The 15532-nt window shown below is 55.9% G+C and carries 13 protein-coding genes; all 13 read right to left on the bottom strand.

Features of this window, described 5'->3' with window-relative positions:
* Positions 1 to 8: 8 nt before the first annotated feature.
* Positions 9 to 800, bottom strand: a complete 792-nt coding sequence (locus tag ABVR31_RS03540) for a PP2C family serine/threonine-protein phosphatase (protein ID WP_021506792.1) — start codon at positions 798 to 800, stop codon at positions 9 to 11.
* Positions 797 to 2617 carry a type VI secretion system-associated FHA domain protein TagH gene (gene tagH / locus ABVR31_RS03535; RefSeq protein ID WP_372771826.1) on the bottom strand — a complete coding sequence of 607 codons (1821 nt, stop codon included), beginning with the start codon at positions 2615 to 2617 and terminating at the stop codon, positions 797 to 799. The genes ABVR31_RS03540 and tagH overlap by 4 nt, the downstream gene beginning before the upstream one ends.
* A gap of 250 nt (positions 2618 to 2867) precedes the next feature.
* On the bottom strand, positions 2868 to 3518 hold the full coding sequence (locus ABVR31_RS03530) for a hypothetical protein (protein WP_315656308.1): 651 nt from the start codon (positions 3516 to 3518) through the stop codon (positions 2868 to 2870).
* A 36-nt stretch (positions 3519 to 3554) separates the two neighbouring features.
* Positions 3555 to 3950 carry a lysozyme inhibitor LprI family protein gene (locus tag ABVR31_RS03525; RefSeq protein ID WP_315656306.1) on the bottom strand — a complete coding sequence of 132 codons (396 nt, stop codon included), beginning with the start codon at positions 3948 to 3950 and terminating at the stop codon, positions 3555 to 3557.
* A gap of 486 nt (positions 3951 to 4436) precedes the next feature.
* The gene (locus ABVR31_RS03520; protein ID WP_288444639.1) at positions 4437 to 4850 is read right to left on the bottom strand and encodes a hypothetical protein; all 414 of its coding nucleotides are present in this window, start codon (positions 4848 to 4850) and stop codon (positions 4437 to 4439) included.
* A complete protein-coding gene (locus ABVR31_RS03515; protein WP_058757163.1) occupies positions 4847 to 5839 on the bottom strand; it encodes a hypothetical protein in 993 nt (330 codons plus the stop codon). Before ABVR31_RS03515 ends, ABVR31_RS03520 begins: the two co-directional genes overlap by 4 nt.
* A 149-nt stretch (positions 5840 to 5988) precedes the next feature.
* On the bottom strand, positions 5989 to 6471 hold the full coding sequence (locus tag ABVR31_RS03510) for an Hcp family type VI secretion system effector (RefSeq protein WP_372771825.1): 483 nt from the start codon (positions 6469 to 6471) through the stop codon (positions 5989 to 5991).
* Positions 6472 to 6785: 314 nt separating this feature from the next.
* Complete coding sequence (tssC, locus tag ABVR31_RS03505; protein ID WP_058757164.1) at positions 6786 to 8282, bottom strand: type VI secretion system contractile sheath large subunit; 1497 nt, start codon at positions 8280 to 8282, stop codon at positions 6786 to 6788.
* Between the two features lie 2 nt (positions 8283 to 8284).
* Positions 8285 to 8812 (bottom strand): type VI secretion system contractile sheath small subunit, encoded by a 528-nt coding sequence (tssB, locus tag ABVR31_RS03500; protein WP_021506786.1) that lies wholly within the window; start codon positions 8810 to 8812, stop codon positions 8285 to 8287.
* A 79-nt stretch (positions 8813 to 8891) separates the two neighbouring features.
* Positions 8892 to 9902, bottom strand: coding sequence for a type VI secretion system protein TssA (tssA, locus tag ABVR31_RS03495; RefSeq protein WP_058771462.1), 1011 nt, complete (start codon positions 9900 to 9902; stop codon positions 8892 to 8894).
* A 17-nt stretch (positions 9903 to 9919) separates the two neighbouring features.
* The gene (gene tagF, locus ABVR31_RS03490) at positions 9920 to 10633 is read right to left on the bottom strand and encodes a type VI secretion system-associated protein TagF (RefSeq protein WP_021506784.1); all 714 of its coding nucleotides are present in this window, start codon (positions 10631 to 10633) and stop codon (positions 9920 to 9922) included.
* Positions 10634 to 10647: 14 nt separating this feature from the next.
* Complete coding sequence (gene tssM / locus ABVR31_RS03485; protein ID WP_372771824.1) at positions 10648 to 14277, bottom strand: type VI secretion system membrane subunit TssM; 3630 nt, start codon at positions 14275 to 14277, stop codon at positions 10648 to 10650.
* Between the two features lie 3 nt (positions 14278 to 14280).
* A complete protein-coding gene (locus ABVR31_RS03480; protein ID WP_021506782.1) occupies positions 14281 to 15522 on the bottom strand; it encodes a DotU family type VI secretion system protein in 1242 nt (413 codons plus the stop codon).
* Positions 15523 to 15532: the final 10 nt, after the last annotated feature.

The raw sequence follows: 15532 nt of genomic DNA, 5'->3' as shown, positions 1-15532 counted from the left end.
TGGCGTTCTCAATCTCGAAGAGGGAAAAACTGCGCCGCTTCGGACAGCGAGTGCAGTAAGGTGGTGTCCTGCGGTGAGCCAATCCAGACGGCCAGCGCGCTGAAGTTATCCTGCTGACCGTTATCCGGCTGACCGTTGCGGATGATTTGCTGCATCAGCGTCAGCCACTCTTCCGGTGTATTGACCATGTGCAGCGACTGCTGCATCTGCTCCAGCGTCACGCCGTGCCAGAAGCCATCGGTGCACAGCAAAAAGGCGTCGCCGTCTTCTATTTCCACCACATCGCTGTAGCTGGCGTCGCGCTGCTCATCGCCCATGCCGAGGGCAAAATAGAGCAGGTTGCTGTTGATACCTTCGGTCTGGTGGCCGGCATCTTTCATCTGCTGCACCAGGCTGTGGTCGGTCGTCACGTGATAGAGGTAGCCGCGGCGAAACAGATACAGCCGGCTGTCGCCCGCGTGCGCCCAGTAGGCCAGCTCGTAGTCGCGGTCGACAAACAGGCTGACCAGCGTGGTGCCCATGCGGCTGTGCTCGCTGCTGGCTTTCTGCTGCTGGCGAATCGCGTGATTCGCGTGGTTGACGTAGTTGCGAATCGACTGCGCATCCAGGTGCGCGTTACCGTCGAACGCCTCCATCAGGCTGCTGCGCGCGATGCGGGCGGCCACGTCGCCGCCGGGAAATCCTGCTACGCCGTCGCACACCACGAAGCAGGCTGAGCGTTCGCCGATTACCTCACCGGTTTGATCCTGATTGCTGGCGCGGTCGCCCTGATTCGACGTGGAAGCAATGGTGATATTCATGCGTCATCCGTGTGGGTTTGTGAATCTTTGTACTGATTAACTTCCAGGTCGTAGGCATGCAGGAAAGCTTCGCCGAACAGGGTATGGAAATCGTCCTCAATCTCGCCCGCCGTCTCGCCGTAGCGCTCAACAAAATGCTCCCACAGCGCAGCTTTGCGGCTGCCCGGCAGGCCGAGGCGCGACAGCGATCCCGCCTGGCGGGCTTCCTCTTCCAGCTGATCCGGATTAAAGGATTGCAGCATCGAAGCGATGATGGCGCGGATCCCGGCGATCATGCCGAGCTGATGGGCCTGCAGATCGATCAGCGCATCACGCACCGCCTGACGCGGCGGCATGAAGCCCGGCATGCGGCTGCCAAACATCTGCATCAGCACGGTTTTGCCGGACGGCAGCAGTTTAAACGGGTTGTTGGCATCGTCGAGGATCACCGTCATATCCGCTTTAACGCCACGCTTAAGAATCGAACGTGACGACAGCAGCGCAACGGTGCCCTGCGAGAACATGCTCAGCATCTGGCCAAACTGCAGCATCTGCTCGCGGTCGAACTGCGGCGTGGGCTGCAGATCGCGCAATCCCATGCCTTCCAGCAGTGCATCCAGCAGTTCGCCTTTCAGCGCGTCGCCGCTGTTGTGGCTGGCTGTCGCCTGGCTGGCGGGTGCCGGGTTCTGATGGCTGGAAGCCACCGGATCGATACGCAGCCGCCCTTTCGGCGTCGGCGACGGTACACGTTGCACCGCCTGCGGCGTGGGCAGCGTAATGCCGCCGTAATCCATCTGCGGCGCGACCGTCTCTGGCTGCTCCGCCTGCGGTTCGATCAGCGGCGACGTGGCCTGGGTTTCGGTGTCATCAAACAGTGGCGAACTGCTGAGATCCGCCAGCTCGACCGGTGCCGTCTCCGGCGAGGGTTCACTGGGCGTTTCCGGCTGGGCGACGGGCTGCGGTTGAATCGTCTGTGCCGGCGCGATCTCCGGCTGCGCCAGCGGAACCGCATTGCCCATCATCAGGCCGAGCGGATCGTCGTGGTTGCGCACGTCGCTGCTGCTCTGGCTGCCAAACAGGCTGAGCGGATCGAGCTCGGTGGCACTTTCGACCTGCGGCTGCGCGGCGGCATTCTGCTGCGCCGACAGCGTGCTGGGGGTGCGATCGTCGAAGATACTTTCCTGCGCGAATAGCGCATCGCCTTCATCGAACAGGCTGGTGTTTTTCGGCTGCTGGCCAATATCCAGCGGCGCATCGTTCACCAGCTGGGCCAGCGGATCCTCCGGGTTGCGATCGAGGCTGGCCGGCGCGGTGAGCGGATTGGCCTCCGGCAGCACCTCGGCCGCTGCTTTGCGCTTCGACAGATCGTCGGAGATCGAGAACTCTTTGGCGAGGCTGTCCCAGATCTCGCTGGGGATCGCGGCGGTGCTGGCATCTTTTTCCGCCGGTGGCGCATCAGCCATTACCGCCGCCTGTATCACCGGCTGCGGTGCCAGCGTGGCGGCCTGCGGCTGCTGCGCGCCGTTGAGATCGTTGACCAGCAGCTGGTAATCATCGATGCCCAGCACGTCGCCATCCTGTAATTCCACCTGACGCCCGCGCTCCAGCGGGATGTCATTGAGCAGCACGCGCGTCACGTTGCCCCGGTTGGTGAGGCGGCATTCGCCAGCGGCGGTGATGTGCACAATCGCCTGCAGGCGAGAAATGGTGCGATCGTCATCCGGCAGCACCAGATTGTTGTCCACTCCGCGGCCAATGGTGCCGCCGGGTGGCATAAAGTCACAGCGGGTTTGCGGCGGCTGGTGGCCGGGTTTAGTCGTTATTATCGTAAAGCGCATAACGGGTTCCTGCGGTTAGCGGTTCGGCATCTATATTGCGCGGCTCTCCGGGAAAGACGCGGAATATAGGAAGCGGGTGATACGATGCTGCGAGCGATATCAGGTGATTGAGGCAGTGCGTTAAAGCACGATGCGTTGTGTCATATTTGCCATTTAATCTTTTCGTTGGCTTTGAAATGATTGCAATTTTGTAGCGGCACAATGAATTGCGCGATGAATCGCGCCGCTACAATATGTGCGTGGTGCTGTGTCAGTACACAGGTTCAAGACGATTAGCTGGGATGTAGCCAGATAATGAGCCTGTTAAATCCGGCTGGCTTTCATCATAATTTGCAACATAAATCCACTCTTTATTGATAGTTTTAATTTTCACCAGTGGCGTTTGTGCAGAAACGGTAGCGGCAGATTGACTACCTGATTCTGGCTGAGTAAATAACTCACTTTCCTGAATACCTTGTTTTAATCGCAGGGTAATTAACCACGGATAACTATCACACCCCTTGTCAACCGAAGCTTTGTTAATCTGTTGCGCTGTAAAGTTAATAAATGTCGCCTGATAGACGTTATTATCACATTCAGTTGTTACTTTAAGATTATCTAACTCCAGCATTCCATATTGATCGACATGCCCTTCTTTATACTCAAAAAATTCATCTGAAACTTTCATGAAGTTTTTTATGATAAATGCATGCGATATCTTAGATGTTTCGAGATTGATAGTTTCATGAGAGCTATTTTCATTATCCACAATGAAGCGTAACTGAAGGTTTGGGAAGTTAATATTGTTATGCCATTCAGGTAACCAGTAGGCCTGTAGCGTACCATATTTAACAATATTGCCAGCCAGGGCGCAGTGGCTTATGAATAAATTTAAGAGTAATAATTTGAAAATCCCTTTCATTGTCGTTACCGCCAGGTCAGATGTTAAACAGGTTTGTTAATAGGGCAATTGCTTAAGTAATACTGTTCGCTCTTTATTGATGCGCACTATACAGATATTGGTTGCTACCTCGTGAGCGTTGCTCCCTTCCTCTGCATCAAAAGCTTCCAGCTTACACTGTCCATCACGGTACTTTAGCCAGCCACGTTGGGTATTTGTTAATGTACTGAGGTAATCATCCACCAGTTTTTTATCCGCACGGTATGATGATGTAATCCGTTTTTTGGCCGCAGTGTATTCCTGATTCAACGCGTCTTCAGCTAACTGCTTCTCATGAAGCGTGCATTGATAAACTGCGCTATCTGAGGGTTCGCTGGAACAGAGGACTGCAGCGAAAGCCGATTTATTCATTACTAAAAGAAGAGTAAAAAGAAATAACTTTGAGAACCTCACGCAGCCTCCTGAACAAATCAGTGTGTATATTTATAAATTAAAATAGTTACGGCACCTGAAAATAATAGCAGCGCACTGATTAAGTTTAGGTTATGCACTATGAGCAACCATTTTATCTTTTCAGATGGGAGATTCTGCACAAAATTATATGTTTCAGCACTAACCCGCTCATTTTTCTTATGATACATGGTCACCCCTTTATAAAGCCGTGCGAAATATGAGACCTTGTTATGATGAAATAATGATGGAAAATGATTAGCAACCTGCGTGGTAATATCGATCTGCAGGTTAACACGCTGAAACTCACTCATTATAAAATCAAATTTCCGCTGATTACTCTTGAACAGGATAAATGCCCATACTTGCAAAATGCAACCCGAGCCTATCAAAGCAGCTGATATTGATAGTAATAGGTCCACAGTAGTTTTCCATAATCATGACTGTCCCAGCTTCAGGAGCTATGTCCATCGCAGATGCTGCGACTGATTAACTATAATAGTGTCTCCAGATTATAAACCCCACGCCTCCCCCAATCATGAAAAAGGCAGTAACCAGGTTTAAAGTATGCAGACGCAGCAACCAGTTTATTTTTTCTTTCGGCAGGGACTGAATGAAATCATAGGTTTCCTTGTTTACCCTTTCATTCCTTTTATGATAGAGCATGACACCTTTATAAAGATAAGCAAAATAAGCTATTTTAAGCGGATGAAAGGATGAGCTAAAGTAAGAGGAAATGTTCGTCGTGATGTCTAGCTGAAGATTTCTCTGTCGAAATTCAGACAAAATAACTTCGAATTTCTTGATATTTCTTCTAAAAATCACATAGCCAGAAATTTGTAAAACGATCGATAAAAGAAAAGAAAATACAGATAGAAAAATTAAAGCATCAGGAAAATTCATAAAATTTTATCCATTGTAAATCCTGTTAGCCAACCACCTACCTCGCCAGCAACATATCCACCTACAGCAGCTCCAACCAGTGAGCATGTAAGATAACCTATCGGTCCAGTACCTATTCCCAAAGCAACGCAAACAAACTGACCTGAGGCTGCACCAAATGTACCACCATAAACGCTTGCCATTGTACTCGCTGCAAATTTAGCGTATTCGGTTACGGCAACTTTAGCACACTCATTTTTCCGGTCCACCGTACAAGCCTGATAGACCTCATTCGTCGTATTTAAGGCACCAAATCCTACAGCTACCAACCCCCCGGCTTTCATAAACTTAGCTGCTTTCGCTGCACCATCTACGTAGGTTGAGTAGCCACGAATTGCTCCCACTCCAGCGGTTTGCCAGTCGTGCACAATGGATGAACTGGACAAATTCAATGCATGTTTAATTTTATCGTAGGGTCTCAAATTCAGAATCAATCGCGAAACGCGATTGAGCAGCTGTTCGAGTTCGCCAAACAGACGGCGACGCTCAACAAAAAACTGCTCACCAAATAGTGTGCCTGCCGTTAGGTACTGGTTGCGATAGGCATTTTCAATGGCAGTAAGTTTATTTGCTATTTCTGAGAAGTATTTCTCGCCTGCATCACCGATCAGACCCGAAGCTTGATCCATATAATTGGTAATAGCAGCGATCGAAGCATAATGCCGGTTGAAAAAGTTAGCCTCATCAACGGATAGATGCGCCAGACTATTGTTGGTTGTCGCTTTTGCCGTTGCCAGGGCACTCATTGCCGCAGGATGATTGTTTCCTTCCGGATCAGCAACGATCAGGATTTGTCCCGGTTTAGCCCATGCGACATCAGCATTTAACTGCAAAAAGTAATTTGCCGCCGGCATGTTGCGCGTACCGTACAGCCACATCGCTTGCTCGGTGAGGCTTCCAGGGCGTTGCACTACACAAAATCCCGGTTCGATGGAAGTTTTACCTGTCATCACAATCTCCTTTTGCAGTTAAATATTTATTTAGTTAAAAGATAATCTTATTAACATCTCTTCTGTAAGTTGTATCCCGCTCAATTATATTTTCAGATAAGTATTCTGAAATATTTATAGCGGCCCCACAGGGCCGCTTAATAAAGCAATTACGCTTCTTTATTTTCTTTGATGTTCCAGCCAGCGCTGCTTTCAGCGCCTTTACCACCTGATGAGCTCTGCTCCCAGTATTGCTGTTTCACTTTGGCAGCCTGGAACGCGTAAGTCACGCTCAGGGTATCGCCATTAGCAGCACCGGTATAATCAACTTTTGACACCAGCACATCTTCCAGTGTGATACGTGCGTATTCAATCTGTGTGCCGCCTGCTTTGCATACGGACAGCTCTACTTTGCTGATATGCTTACCGCTGGCGCAATTTTTCAGGATTGCAGTGGTGGATTTGTCAATCAGTGCATTTACGCTCAGGTCAGCAAAATTCACTTTACCTGCACCGCCGCCGCCGCCAATAGACATATTACCCGGCTGGTTAGCACCCCAGTTGAAAGAGGTAATATCAGTCCAGCCGGTGTGGTTGGAGTCTTTAGACTCGCCGGTCACACCATCAACTTTTAAAAACATATCAATAGCCATAATTATCTTCTCTTGCTTGATTTACGTTCTGCTTTGATAAAGCATCGTTATGGCAAACAGGAAAGCATGGGGCTGAATAAAACAGTCCATATTTTACCTCTGCCTCGTTTTCTGAATATTGCTACATGGTTTATTCAGAGAGTGTTTTTATTGTCCCACTGGATGGAGCAATAAAAAATAGTGAATCCTTTAGTTCCTCGATATTAATATCTAAACGTGGAGCCGGCTCGCAAATAAGCGTTCTGCATCTGCACGGTAACTGCGAAGCTTTGTGAGCATTCAGACCGCCATACATGACGGCCTGATGCAGTTAATCAATTCTCGTTCGATTTGAGTGAAGGCAGTTTAGATACCAGACGCAGTGACACCGTCAGGCCTTCCAGCTGGTAGTGCGGACGCAGGAAGAATTTCGCGGCGTAGTAGCCCGGGTTATCTTCCTGCTCTTCCACGCTCACCTCGGCGGCAGCCAGCGGCTTACGCGATTTGGTTTCCTGTGACGAGTTCGCCGGGTCACCGTCGACATAGCTCATCACCCAATCGTTCAGCCAGCGCTCCATTTCATCACGCTCGCGGAATGAACCGATCTTGTCGCGCACGATGCACTTGAGGTAGTGCGCGAAGCGGCAGCAGGCAAACAGATACGGCAGGCGTGCAGCCAGACGTGCGTTGGCGGTCGCATCGGCATCATGGTATTCCGCAGGCTTTTGCAGTGACTGCGCACCAATAAAGGCAGCAAAGTCAGAGTTTTTGCGGTGCACCAGCGGCATGAAGCCGTTTTTCGCCAGCTCGGCTTCACGACGATCGCTGATGGCAATCTCCGTCGGGCATTTCATGTCTACGCCGCCGTCATCACTCGGGAAGGTGTGGCACGGCAGGTTTTCAACCGCACCGCCAGACTCGACGCCGCGGATCGCGGTGCACCAGCCGTACTCTTTGAAAGAACGGTTGATGTTGGCTGCCATGGCGTAGGCGGCGTTGCTCCAGGTGTAGCCGTTGTGATTTGAGCCATCGGTCTGCTCTTCAAAATCAAAGCTATCCACCGGATTGGTGCGAATGCCATACGGCAGGCGCGCCAGGAAGCGCGGCATGACCAGGCCGAGATAACGAGCATCTTCCGATTCACGCAGGCTGCGCCAGGCGGCATATTCGGTGTTCTGGAAGATTTTGGTTAGATCGCGCGGGTTCGCCAGCTCTTGCCATGACTCCATCTGCATGACGGTCGGCGCGGTACCGGTGATGAACGGGCAGTGTGCCGCCGCGCTGATACGCGCCATTTCGCCCAGCAGCTCCACGTCCTGCGGGCTGTGATCGAAATAGTAATCGCCCACCAGGCAACCAAACGGTTCGCCACCGAACTGACCGTACTCCTGCTCATAAATCTTCTTAAACAGCGGACTTTGATCCCAGCCAGCGCCTTTAAAACGCTTCAGGCTACGTCCCAGCTCCTGCTTGGAGATGCTCATGAAACGGATTTTCAGCATCTCGTCGGTTTCGGTGTTATTCACCAGGTAGCTCAGACCGCGCCACGCGCTCTCCAGCTGCTGAAACTCTTCATGATGAATAATCTGGTTGATCTGCTGTGACAGCTTGTCGTCAATCTCAGCGATCAGCGCCTGGATGGTGCGATAGGTATCATTCGAGATGGTGACGGTGTTTTCCAGCGCCTGCTGCGCCAGCGTCTTCACGGCACTTTCGACGGCTGCACGCGCCTGATCGCTGGTTGGACGAAATTCTTTGTTCAGCAGGGCGCTGAGTTCATTCTCGCTGTAGTGCGCGGCGCCCTGTTGCTGCTGATGCGAAGACTGGGTCATGATTACTCCTCCTTACCTTCAGCGCTTTCATCCTGCTTCGGCAGATGGGTCAGCGCTTTTAACAGCGTTGGATCCTGCAGAATCTTACCGATCAGCTCTTCCGCACCGTTTTTGCCGTCCATGTAGGTCAGCAGATTCGAAAGCTGGGTACGCGCTTCCAGCAGGTTGCTCAGCGGTTCGACTTTGCGGGCAATCGCATCCGGTGAGAAATCGTCCATGCTCTCAAAGGTCAGTTCGACGTTAAGTTTGCCTTCGCCGTTGAGCGTGTTATCCACCTGAAACGCCGCGCGCGGCTTCAGCGCTTTCATGCGCTCATCGAAGTTATCGATATCAATTTCCAGGAATTTACGCTCATCAAGGCTCGCCTGCGGCTCGAGTGGTTTACCGACCAGGTCCGCCATGACGCCCATCACAAACGGCAGCTGAATTTTGCGTTCCGCGCCATAAATTTCCACGTCATATTCAATCTGAACGCGAGGCGCGCGATTGCGGGCAATGAACTTTTGCCCACTGGATTTCGTTGGTGCCATGGTTTTCTCCATTAAGGGTGCGCGGGTAAAGTTTCGCAGGAGGCGCGCAGGTCTCGCTGCGTTGAGTTGTTACGCTCGCTTAGTCGCGGCGTCCAAAGATATTTTCCAGCTGATGCACGCCGTCTGGCGCCAGATCGCGGATGATGTCCATAAAATCGAGTTCAATCAGCCGCTGTACGCGGTCGATCATCAGCGGTGCCGGATGGCTGGGTTCGTGCTGAGCAAAGTAGTGCTTCACCTTCTCCAGCATCAGCTGCGCATCGGCGCGCGAACTGAGCTGCACGCTGCGCCAGTCAGCCGTGCGAACCGCTGCGGCGGGCGCGGCGACGCTCGGTTCCGGCGGCGGCTCTGTTACCACGGCAGGCTGCAGCGCGCTGAGGTCAGTGGCCTGACAGCGTTCGGCGATCATGGCGATCTGCCTGCGCAGCTGCGACAGCTCCGGCACCGCCGCTTCACCCAGCTGTTCGGTCAGAGTTTCGGTAATAGTTTGCAAACGCTCACTTATCTGTAGCACCGCTTCAATACCGGGCTGCTCACCGCGCGCCAGCTCATCGGTCAGGCGCGGCAGACCGCCAGGATAGTCCGCGACTTCGGTCTTGCTGCCGTCGCACAGCGCTGCGGCATCGCGCAGCGTGATGCCATCCGAGGCGTAGCGCAGCAGCCAGCTCTGGCGTACCGCGCTGCTCAGCGCTGATTTATCGCCCAGCAGCGCCACCGCGTTGATGCGGTAAAACGGATCCTGTTCGCCGTACTCTTCCAGTCGCGGCCACAGCGGCTCCCAGTACAGCAGCAGCGCCTGCTCAATCAGCTTCAGTCCCTGCGCATAGCCCGGCAGCCCTTTCAACTCGGTCCAGGCGTGAGTAAGCGCTAACATCACTCGCAGGTCTTTGCTGCGGCTGAGCAAGTCAATCGCCAGCTTTTCGACTTTATTCCAGTCGGCTGATTCAGCCGGGATAATGGTCTCACCAAATTGCTGTTCGGCTTTACCGGTACTGGCCTGCTCCATCGCCTGGTAATCCGCGTGATACTCCAGGTTGTCGCCGCAGGGGTTATCACTGCTGACCGGCGCCAGCAGCGCGTCAATATTCATCGTCATAGCGGTTGGCCTCAGGATTCAAACATCGGAGGATAAAGTCCGTTTCGTCCGGGTTTTGCCCCGCCGGCCGGGTCAAACAGCAGTGAGAACAGCTGTGCGGTGAAGTTGCCGCTGTGCACCTGGGTGTAAAGCGGGAAACCGTCGCTCTGGTTTGTCCACCAGAAGCTGGTGTAAAACTGCGGGTCGAAGCTGTCACCCGGCAGTTTCCAGTTGAGCGTTGACGGCTCGCCGTCGCCAATCACCTGTAAAATGTCCGATTGTTCGCCGTCAGTTTGCGGCTGCTGGGGCTGCGGAATACTCAGCAGCGCCTGGTCGAGCTGCTCTGGCGTACCGCCGTTTTGCACCACGCGCAGCAGCATATTGCCGACCTGCTGATACCACTCGCCCGAGCGGGCCAGCAGCGCCGGTGACCACTCGGCAGGAGTAAAATGGCGCAGCGCGCACAGCGGATAGTTGCGGCCGACGCTGTCGCGGGCGGCAATCAGGCAGCCCATCTGGATCAGCTGACTGCCGAGCATCGGCGGCACGACAAAATTCCACACCGGCGCTTTGAGAAAGGCGCGCGACGGGGCGTTTTTACTCTCTTCACTGGTTTGCCAGTGATGCAGTCCGACCTGAAACCAGTTCGACCACTGCCGGTACAGCACATCGGGGAAGCGTCGCTTCACAAAGTCACCCGAGCTGGGCAATTTGCCGTACCAGCCGGGTGCTGCGTAATGAGTCATTATCAGGTCCTGTTTCAGGGGCAGCTAAAGCCGGGAAGCTGGAACGGGTTACGAATACTGCCAGGGGTGAACGACAACGTGACCTGATGGCCATCGACGTTAAAACTGGCCTCGCGGGTCAGGCCACCGACCGCGGTTAAGCGAGCGCGATCGAAGAAGCGGTTCAGCGCCCACGGACCGCTGGTCACCAGTGTTGAGGTGGTACCGTTGGTCAGGCCAAGCTGCATCCGCACCTGGCTGGTGCCGCCCGGTCCGGGCCAGCTCACCATCTGCACCGCCTGCGGGCCGTGGCTGTAACGCAGAATCTGGCCATCGACGTCGAGCGTCAGGTTGAGAATGTCGTTATCCATTTTCACCGTACGCAGCGTGACGCGGAACGACGGCGTGGTCGCCCCGTTAGCAAAGAAGGCATCACGAATCGACTGCGCCTGCTGGAACGGACGCAGCAGCGCCTCACCGCCCGGCAGCGTTTTGCCGTCGATGCCTGGCGTGAAACGCCACGCCGCGTTGGTGGTATCCACTTTGCTGGCCAGATTGTCGCGGAAGAAGCTGTCCATCAGCCCACTGCCCGGCGCGAACATGCGCGCCAGATCGTCCGGCGTTACTTCGCTGCGCGCATTGCGCACCAGCGGGTAACGGCCGGCAATCGCCTGGCGGCAGAAGCTGCCCACTTCCATGGTGATGCGCTTGCGCACGTTATCCATATCGCGGCGCTGTGCATCGCTGCTGGCGCCCACAGCCATGCTGGAAACCATATTCTGCAGCGAACCCGGTAAGCGACCGGCGCTGGCCTGCAGACGACTGATGGCATCGCCGGACGGCGGCGGCATGCCGCTATTGGCGGCGTCCTGCACCGCCGTCAGGTAGCGGTAGAGATCGTCGATCTGATGCAGAAAATCATCCACCGCCAGCACTTTACTGCCCTGCTGCAGCGGCTGTGCCAGCTCCAGCACAGGCGCGAAGTGCACCGCCACCGCCTGCTCCGGTGCCTGCTGGGCGGCGCCCTGGCCCGGCGCCGCGCTGGCTTTGGAGGAACTGAACAGCGCTTCTAAAGTGCGCGTGGCGCTGTTGCCCGTCGCCGGCTGTGCCTGGGTATTTTGCTCATCCGGCTGTGCGCGGTTCAGCGTCAGCAGCTTACTGAGGTTAACCACCAGCTGGCGCAGCGGCGAGTGGTTGCCCGACAGCAGACGTGCGGTGTTGATGCGCTGCGACAAATCCGCGCTGCTGTTGAGCTGGATATCGCTGAGGAACTGCTCCCACTGGCTGATGTAATCCTGCACGTAGAGCTGGCGCACCGCGAGATCGGTCTGCTGACTGTTCTCCGGCGAGGCAACGCCGCCCAGCACCCAGACATCATCCTGAAACAGCGCCTGCGTGACCGGTGCGATTTGTTTATCAACGTGCTGCCAGTAACCGTCAGGCGTGAACAGGCCGGCCACGCCGTCATTGACTGATTTGCCGCTTTTGCGTGAAAACACCAGCTCACTCTGCGGCCCGCCCAGCGCCGCGAGGGTGACCGGTTGCAGGCTGCCGTCACGCTGCAGCAGGCGCTTCAGACGTCCGTAGACGCGCTGCGACAGCGGCATTTGGTTAATCAGCGCCTGCTCGCGCTTTACCAGCGCGTCATCCTTCGCGTACGGCGAGGACTGAATCTGTGTCTCCAGCAGCTGCTGCAGATGCCACGCCAGCTGTTTCACTTCCTGCTGCGTCACGTTTTGCGGCAGTTCGCGGCTAATATTCAGCATCAGCCAGGCATGCAGGAACTTGCCGTCATAATGTTTTGGCTGATACAGCATCTGGTAAGCTTTCAGCGCTTCGTAGCTGTAATCCGCATCGCTGCCGTTGTCGTTACGCAGCCAGCGGGTGATGTTTTGCGCCACCTGCGGCAGCAGCAGCTGTTTCAGCGCTTTGTCATACAGGGTGCGCGTGGCATCGCTGACTTCGGTACCGCGATACAGGCCCATGCGGCGCGTCAGCGGGGGATCTTCCAGCGAGAAGTCAGCGCTCTTTGGCAGCTGCAGCAGCGTGTTGAGATACGGCACCAGCGCAAACAGATCGCCATTGCCCTGCCGTTCCAGCTGTTGTCCCAGCTGTTCCATCTGCGGCGTTTTACCCGCCATCTCCTGTAAATAGGCTTTGTTTTTACTGTAGCTGGTGAGCCACAGCGCTCCGGCAATCAGTACCAGCACCAGCAGCGCCAGATAGCCGGACCACAATCCGGCGCGATTGCGCAGCTCCCACCAGCGGTTACTGCCTGCCAGGCCTGACTCCTGGAAGATGACATTTTCCAGCACGCCTTTCAGGAAGAAGCTCTGGCCTTTGTTCGGCGGGATCGGTGACGCTTTGTCGACCTGGTCCCAGCTGCCGGACTCGCCGCTGCGCTGTCCCGGCAGATGCAGGGCGCGGCTCAGCTCGCCCATCACGCGGTCAAACGGCAGCCCTTCCTGCGTCCCGCTGGCGAAATAGATACCGCGCGGCGCGAACTGGGTTTCGAAATCAGAGCGGGCAAACAGCGTATCCAGCGCCTCCGCCAGCAGCGGGCGTAGCGCGGCGAACTCCTGCGGGAACAGATAGCTTTCCGCCCGCGCCTGCGCATCGCTTTCCGCCAGCAGCGTATCGGCCAGGCCGGCATCCAGACGCTGCTGCAGCAGTGAATACTCCTGCTGAAACTGGCTGTTGAGCTCAAACTCTGCGGTCGATGCCTGCGCCCACGGGAAGGTAAAGCCCCAGATTTGCTCGCGCTGGGTTTTATCCAGCGCAGCGAAATAGCTGCGGAAACCTTTGAGCAGGTCGGTTTTGGTGACCAGCACATAAACCGGGAAGCGAATGCCAAGGCGATCGTGCAGCTCCATCAGCCGCTGACGCAGTGCGATCGCCTGATTGCGCTGCGCTTCCGGCGATTGCGTCAGTAAATCGGACACGCTGAGCGTGACAATCACGCCATTGACGGGCTGACGGCCGCGATATTTACGCAGCAGGTCGAGAAAGTGATGCCACTCGCTGGCGTCGCGCTCCTGCTGACTCTCCTGGGTGGTATAGCGGCCAGCGGTATCCAGCAGCACCGCTTCGTTGGTGAACCACCAGTCGCAGTTGCGCGTGCCGCCGATGCCGCGCAGCGCCGCTTTGCCGAACTTGTCCGCCAGCGGGAACTGCAGCCCGGAGTTGACCAGCGCGGTGGTTTTACCGGCACCCGGAGCGCCAATGATCATGTACCACGGCAGCTGGTAGAGGTATTGATGGCTGAAGCGCTGCGCCCAGAAAGGCGCGCCCTTGCTGCTGGCGCGCTGGAAGTGCGCTTTTTTCAGCATGTCGGTGGCTTCGGAGAAACGGCTCGCCAGCACCTGTTCTTCATTGGTCAGGCGTTTGCGATCCTGCTCCGGCGCATCGCTTTTGCTGGTTTCGAGGCTCGACATCAGTTTGCGGTTGAGCCAGAAGTTATACAGGCGCGGAATCGCCTGGCTCAGCCCCCACACCAGATAGAGCAGCGCAATACTGATGATGCGGTTCTGCTCTGGCTCCAGCGGCCGCGAGTCGACAATGGAAAACACCGGGCCAATCACCCAGATGATAAAGGAGAGCGCGGTAATGCCGACAAAACCCCAGGCGAGGCGGCTGGTCAGCACCGCAAAAAGCATATTCAGCATGGATTAGTTCCCTCTCGCCAGGCCGTTGAGTTCCGCTTGCGTCGCATCCGGCGCGACCAGCAGAGTAATTTCTACGCGACGGTTGCGGGCGCGATTCTCCGCGCTGGTGTTCGGCACCAGCGGATGGCTTTCGCCACGCCCTTCGGCTTTAACCCGCGACGGTTGTGCCAGCTGCTGCTGCAGCAGGGTTTGCACCGACTGCGCGCGCGCCAGGGAGAGTTCATAGTTGGAGGCGAAGCGGGCGCTGCGAATCGGCACGTTGTCGCTGTAGCCAATCACCAGAATCTTCCCGCTGACGTTATTCATCGCGGCGGCAATGCGCTGAATCACCGCATCGTAGCGGCCACGCACTTCGGTGGATGCCGAGGCGAACAGGCCATCGCCCTTGAGCGTGACCACGCTCTGGTCGGCTTCATCGCGCACCGCCACCAGGCCGGCATCAATTTCCGGCTTGAGGAACGCTTTCAGGTTCAGCGTGGCGGGCGGCGGCGGTGCCGGATTGCTGATTTTGACTTCCGGCAACGCGGTCTGATAGATGCTGGCCAGCACCGGCGAGGTGTAGTCGCCGAGACGCCAGTTCAGAACGATGTAGAACAGGCAGGCAGCAAAGCCGGCCACCGCCGCACAGGCCCACAGTGGAATCATCGGCCGCCACAGCTTGCGCAGCACCGGCTGATCGGTGGGATGCGGTGACAGCGCCGCCGGGTAACTGCCGCGCACGCTTTTGATCATCTGCAGCAGACGCTGTTTGATGGTTTCCAGCTGCGAACGCCCGTTATCCAGCACGCGGTAGCGCCCTTCAAAGCCGAGCAGCAGACAGAAATAGATCAGCTCCAGCAGCAGGATGTGCTGACGCGGATTTTGCGACAGCTTGGCCAGCAGCTGGAAGAACTTCTCACCGCCCCAGGTTTCATTGTGAAACGTTACCAGCAGGCCGTTGCTGGTCCACACGCCGCGGCTGCCCCACGGCGTCAGCGCCGCCGCTTCATCCAGCGCGGTGCACAGGCAGTAGCGCGCGCCGACGATCACTTCATAACTCAGCCCCGACTGCTGGCAGCTGAGCTCAAAGCGACGGATCTGATCGATCAGCTGCTGGCGCAGTCGCGCCGGATCGTCGTGCGAGACGGAGTGGCGAATCTGCGGGATCGCGTTAATCAGCGGATTCGCCGCGGCGACCAGCACATTCTGATGGCTGACATCCTGCTGTGTGACGTCACTGTTCGGTTTCTGTTGTTCCTGCATCATGCGGCGTGCT

It is taken from the genome of Pantoea sp. WEP, assembly GCF_041678305.1.
In the GTDB taxonomy this organism is placed as follows: domain Bacteria; phylum Pseudomonadota; class Gammaproteobacteria; order Enterobacterales; family Enterobacteriaceae; genus Pantoea; species Pantoea dispersa.
Note: the sequence above shows the minus strand (reverse complement) of the source record. Positions and strands in the feature narration are given on the sequence as shown.

Bases quoted from the DNA above. Each gene is read 5' to 3' on its own strand.
- tagF (WP_021506784.1), bottom strand. From the start codon at position 10,633: ATGACTCATTACGCAGCACCCGGCTGGTACGGCAAATTGCCCAGCTCG.
- tssA (WP_058771462.1), bottom strand. From the start codon at position 9,902: ATGAATATTGACGCGCTGCTGGCGCCGGTCAGCAGTGATAACCCCTGC.
- ABVR31_RS03540 (WP_021506792.1), bottom strand. From the start codon at position 800: ATGAATATCACCATTGCTTCCACGTCGAATCAGGGCGACCGCGCCAGC.
- ABVR31_RS03515 (WP_058757163.1), bottom strand. From the start codon at position 5,839: ATGACAGGTAAAACTTCCATCGAACCGGGATTTTGTGTAGTGCAACGC.
- tssM (WP_372771824.1), bottom strand. From the start codon at position 14,277: ATGCTGAATATGCTTTTTGCGGTGCTGACCAGCCGCCTCGCCTGGGGT.
- tssC (WP_058757164.1), bottom strand. From the start codon at position 8,282: ATGACCCAGTCTTCGCATCAGCAGCAACAGGGCGCCGCGCACTACAGC.
- ABVR31_RS03530 (WP_315656308.1), bottom strand. From the start codon at position 3,518: ATGAAAGGGATTTTCAAATTATTACTCTTAAATTTATTCATAAGCCAC.
- ABVR31_RS03480 (WP_021506782.1), bottom strand. From the start codon at position 15,522: ATGATGCAGGAACAACAGAAACCGAACAGTGACGTCACACAGCAGGAT.
- ABVR31_RS03520 (WP_288444639.1), bottom strand. From the start codon at position 4,850: ATGAATTTTCCTGATGCTTTAATTTTTCTATCTGTATTTTCTTTTCTT.
- ABVR31_RS03510 (WP_372771825.1), bottom strand. From the start codon at position 6,471: ATGGCTATTGATATGTTTTTAAAAGTTGATGGTGTGACCGGCGAGTCT.
- tssB (WP_021506786.1), bottom strand. From the start codon at position 8,812: ATGGCACCAACGAAATCCAGTGGGCAAAAGTTCATTGCCCGCAATCGC.
- tagH (WP_372771826.1), bottom strand. From the start codon at position 2,617: ATGCGCTTTACGATAATAACGACTAAACCCGGCCACCAGCCGCCGCAA.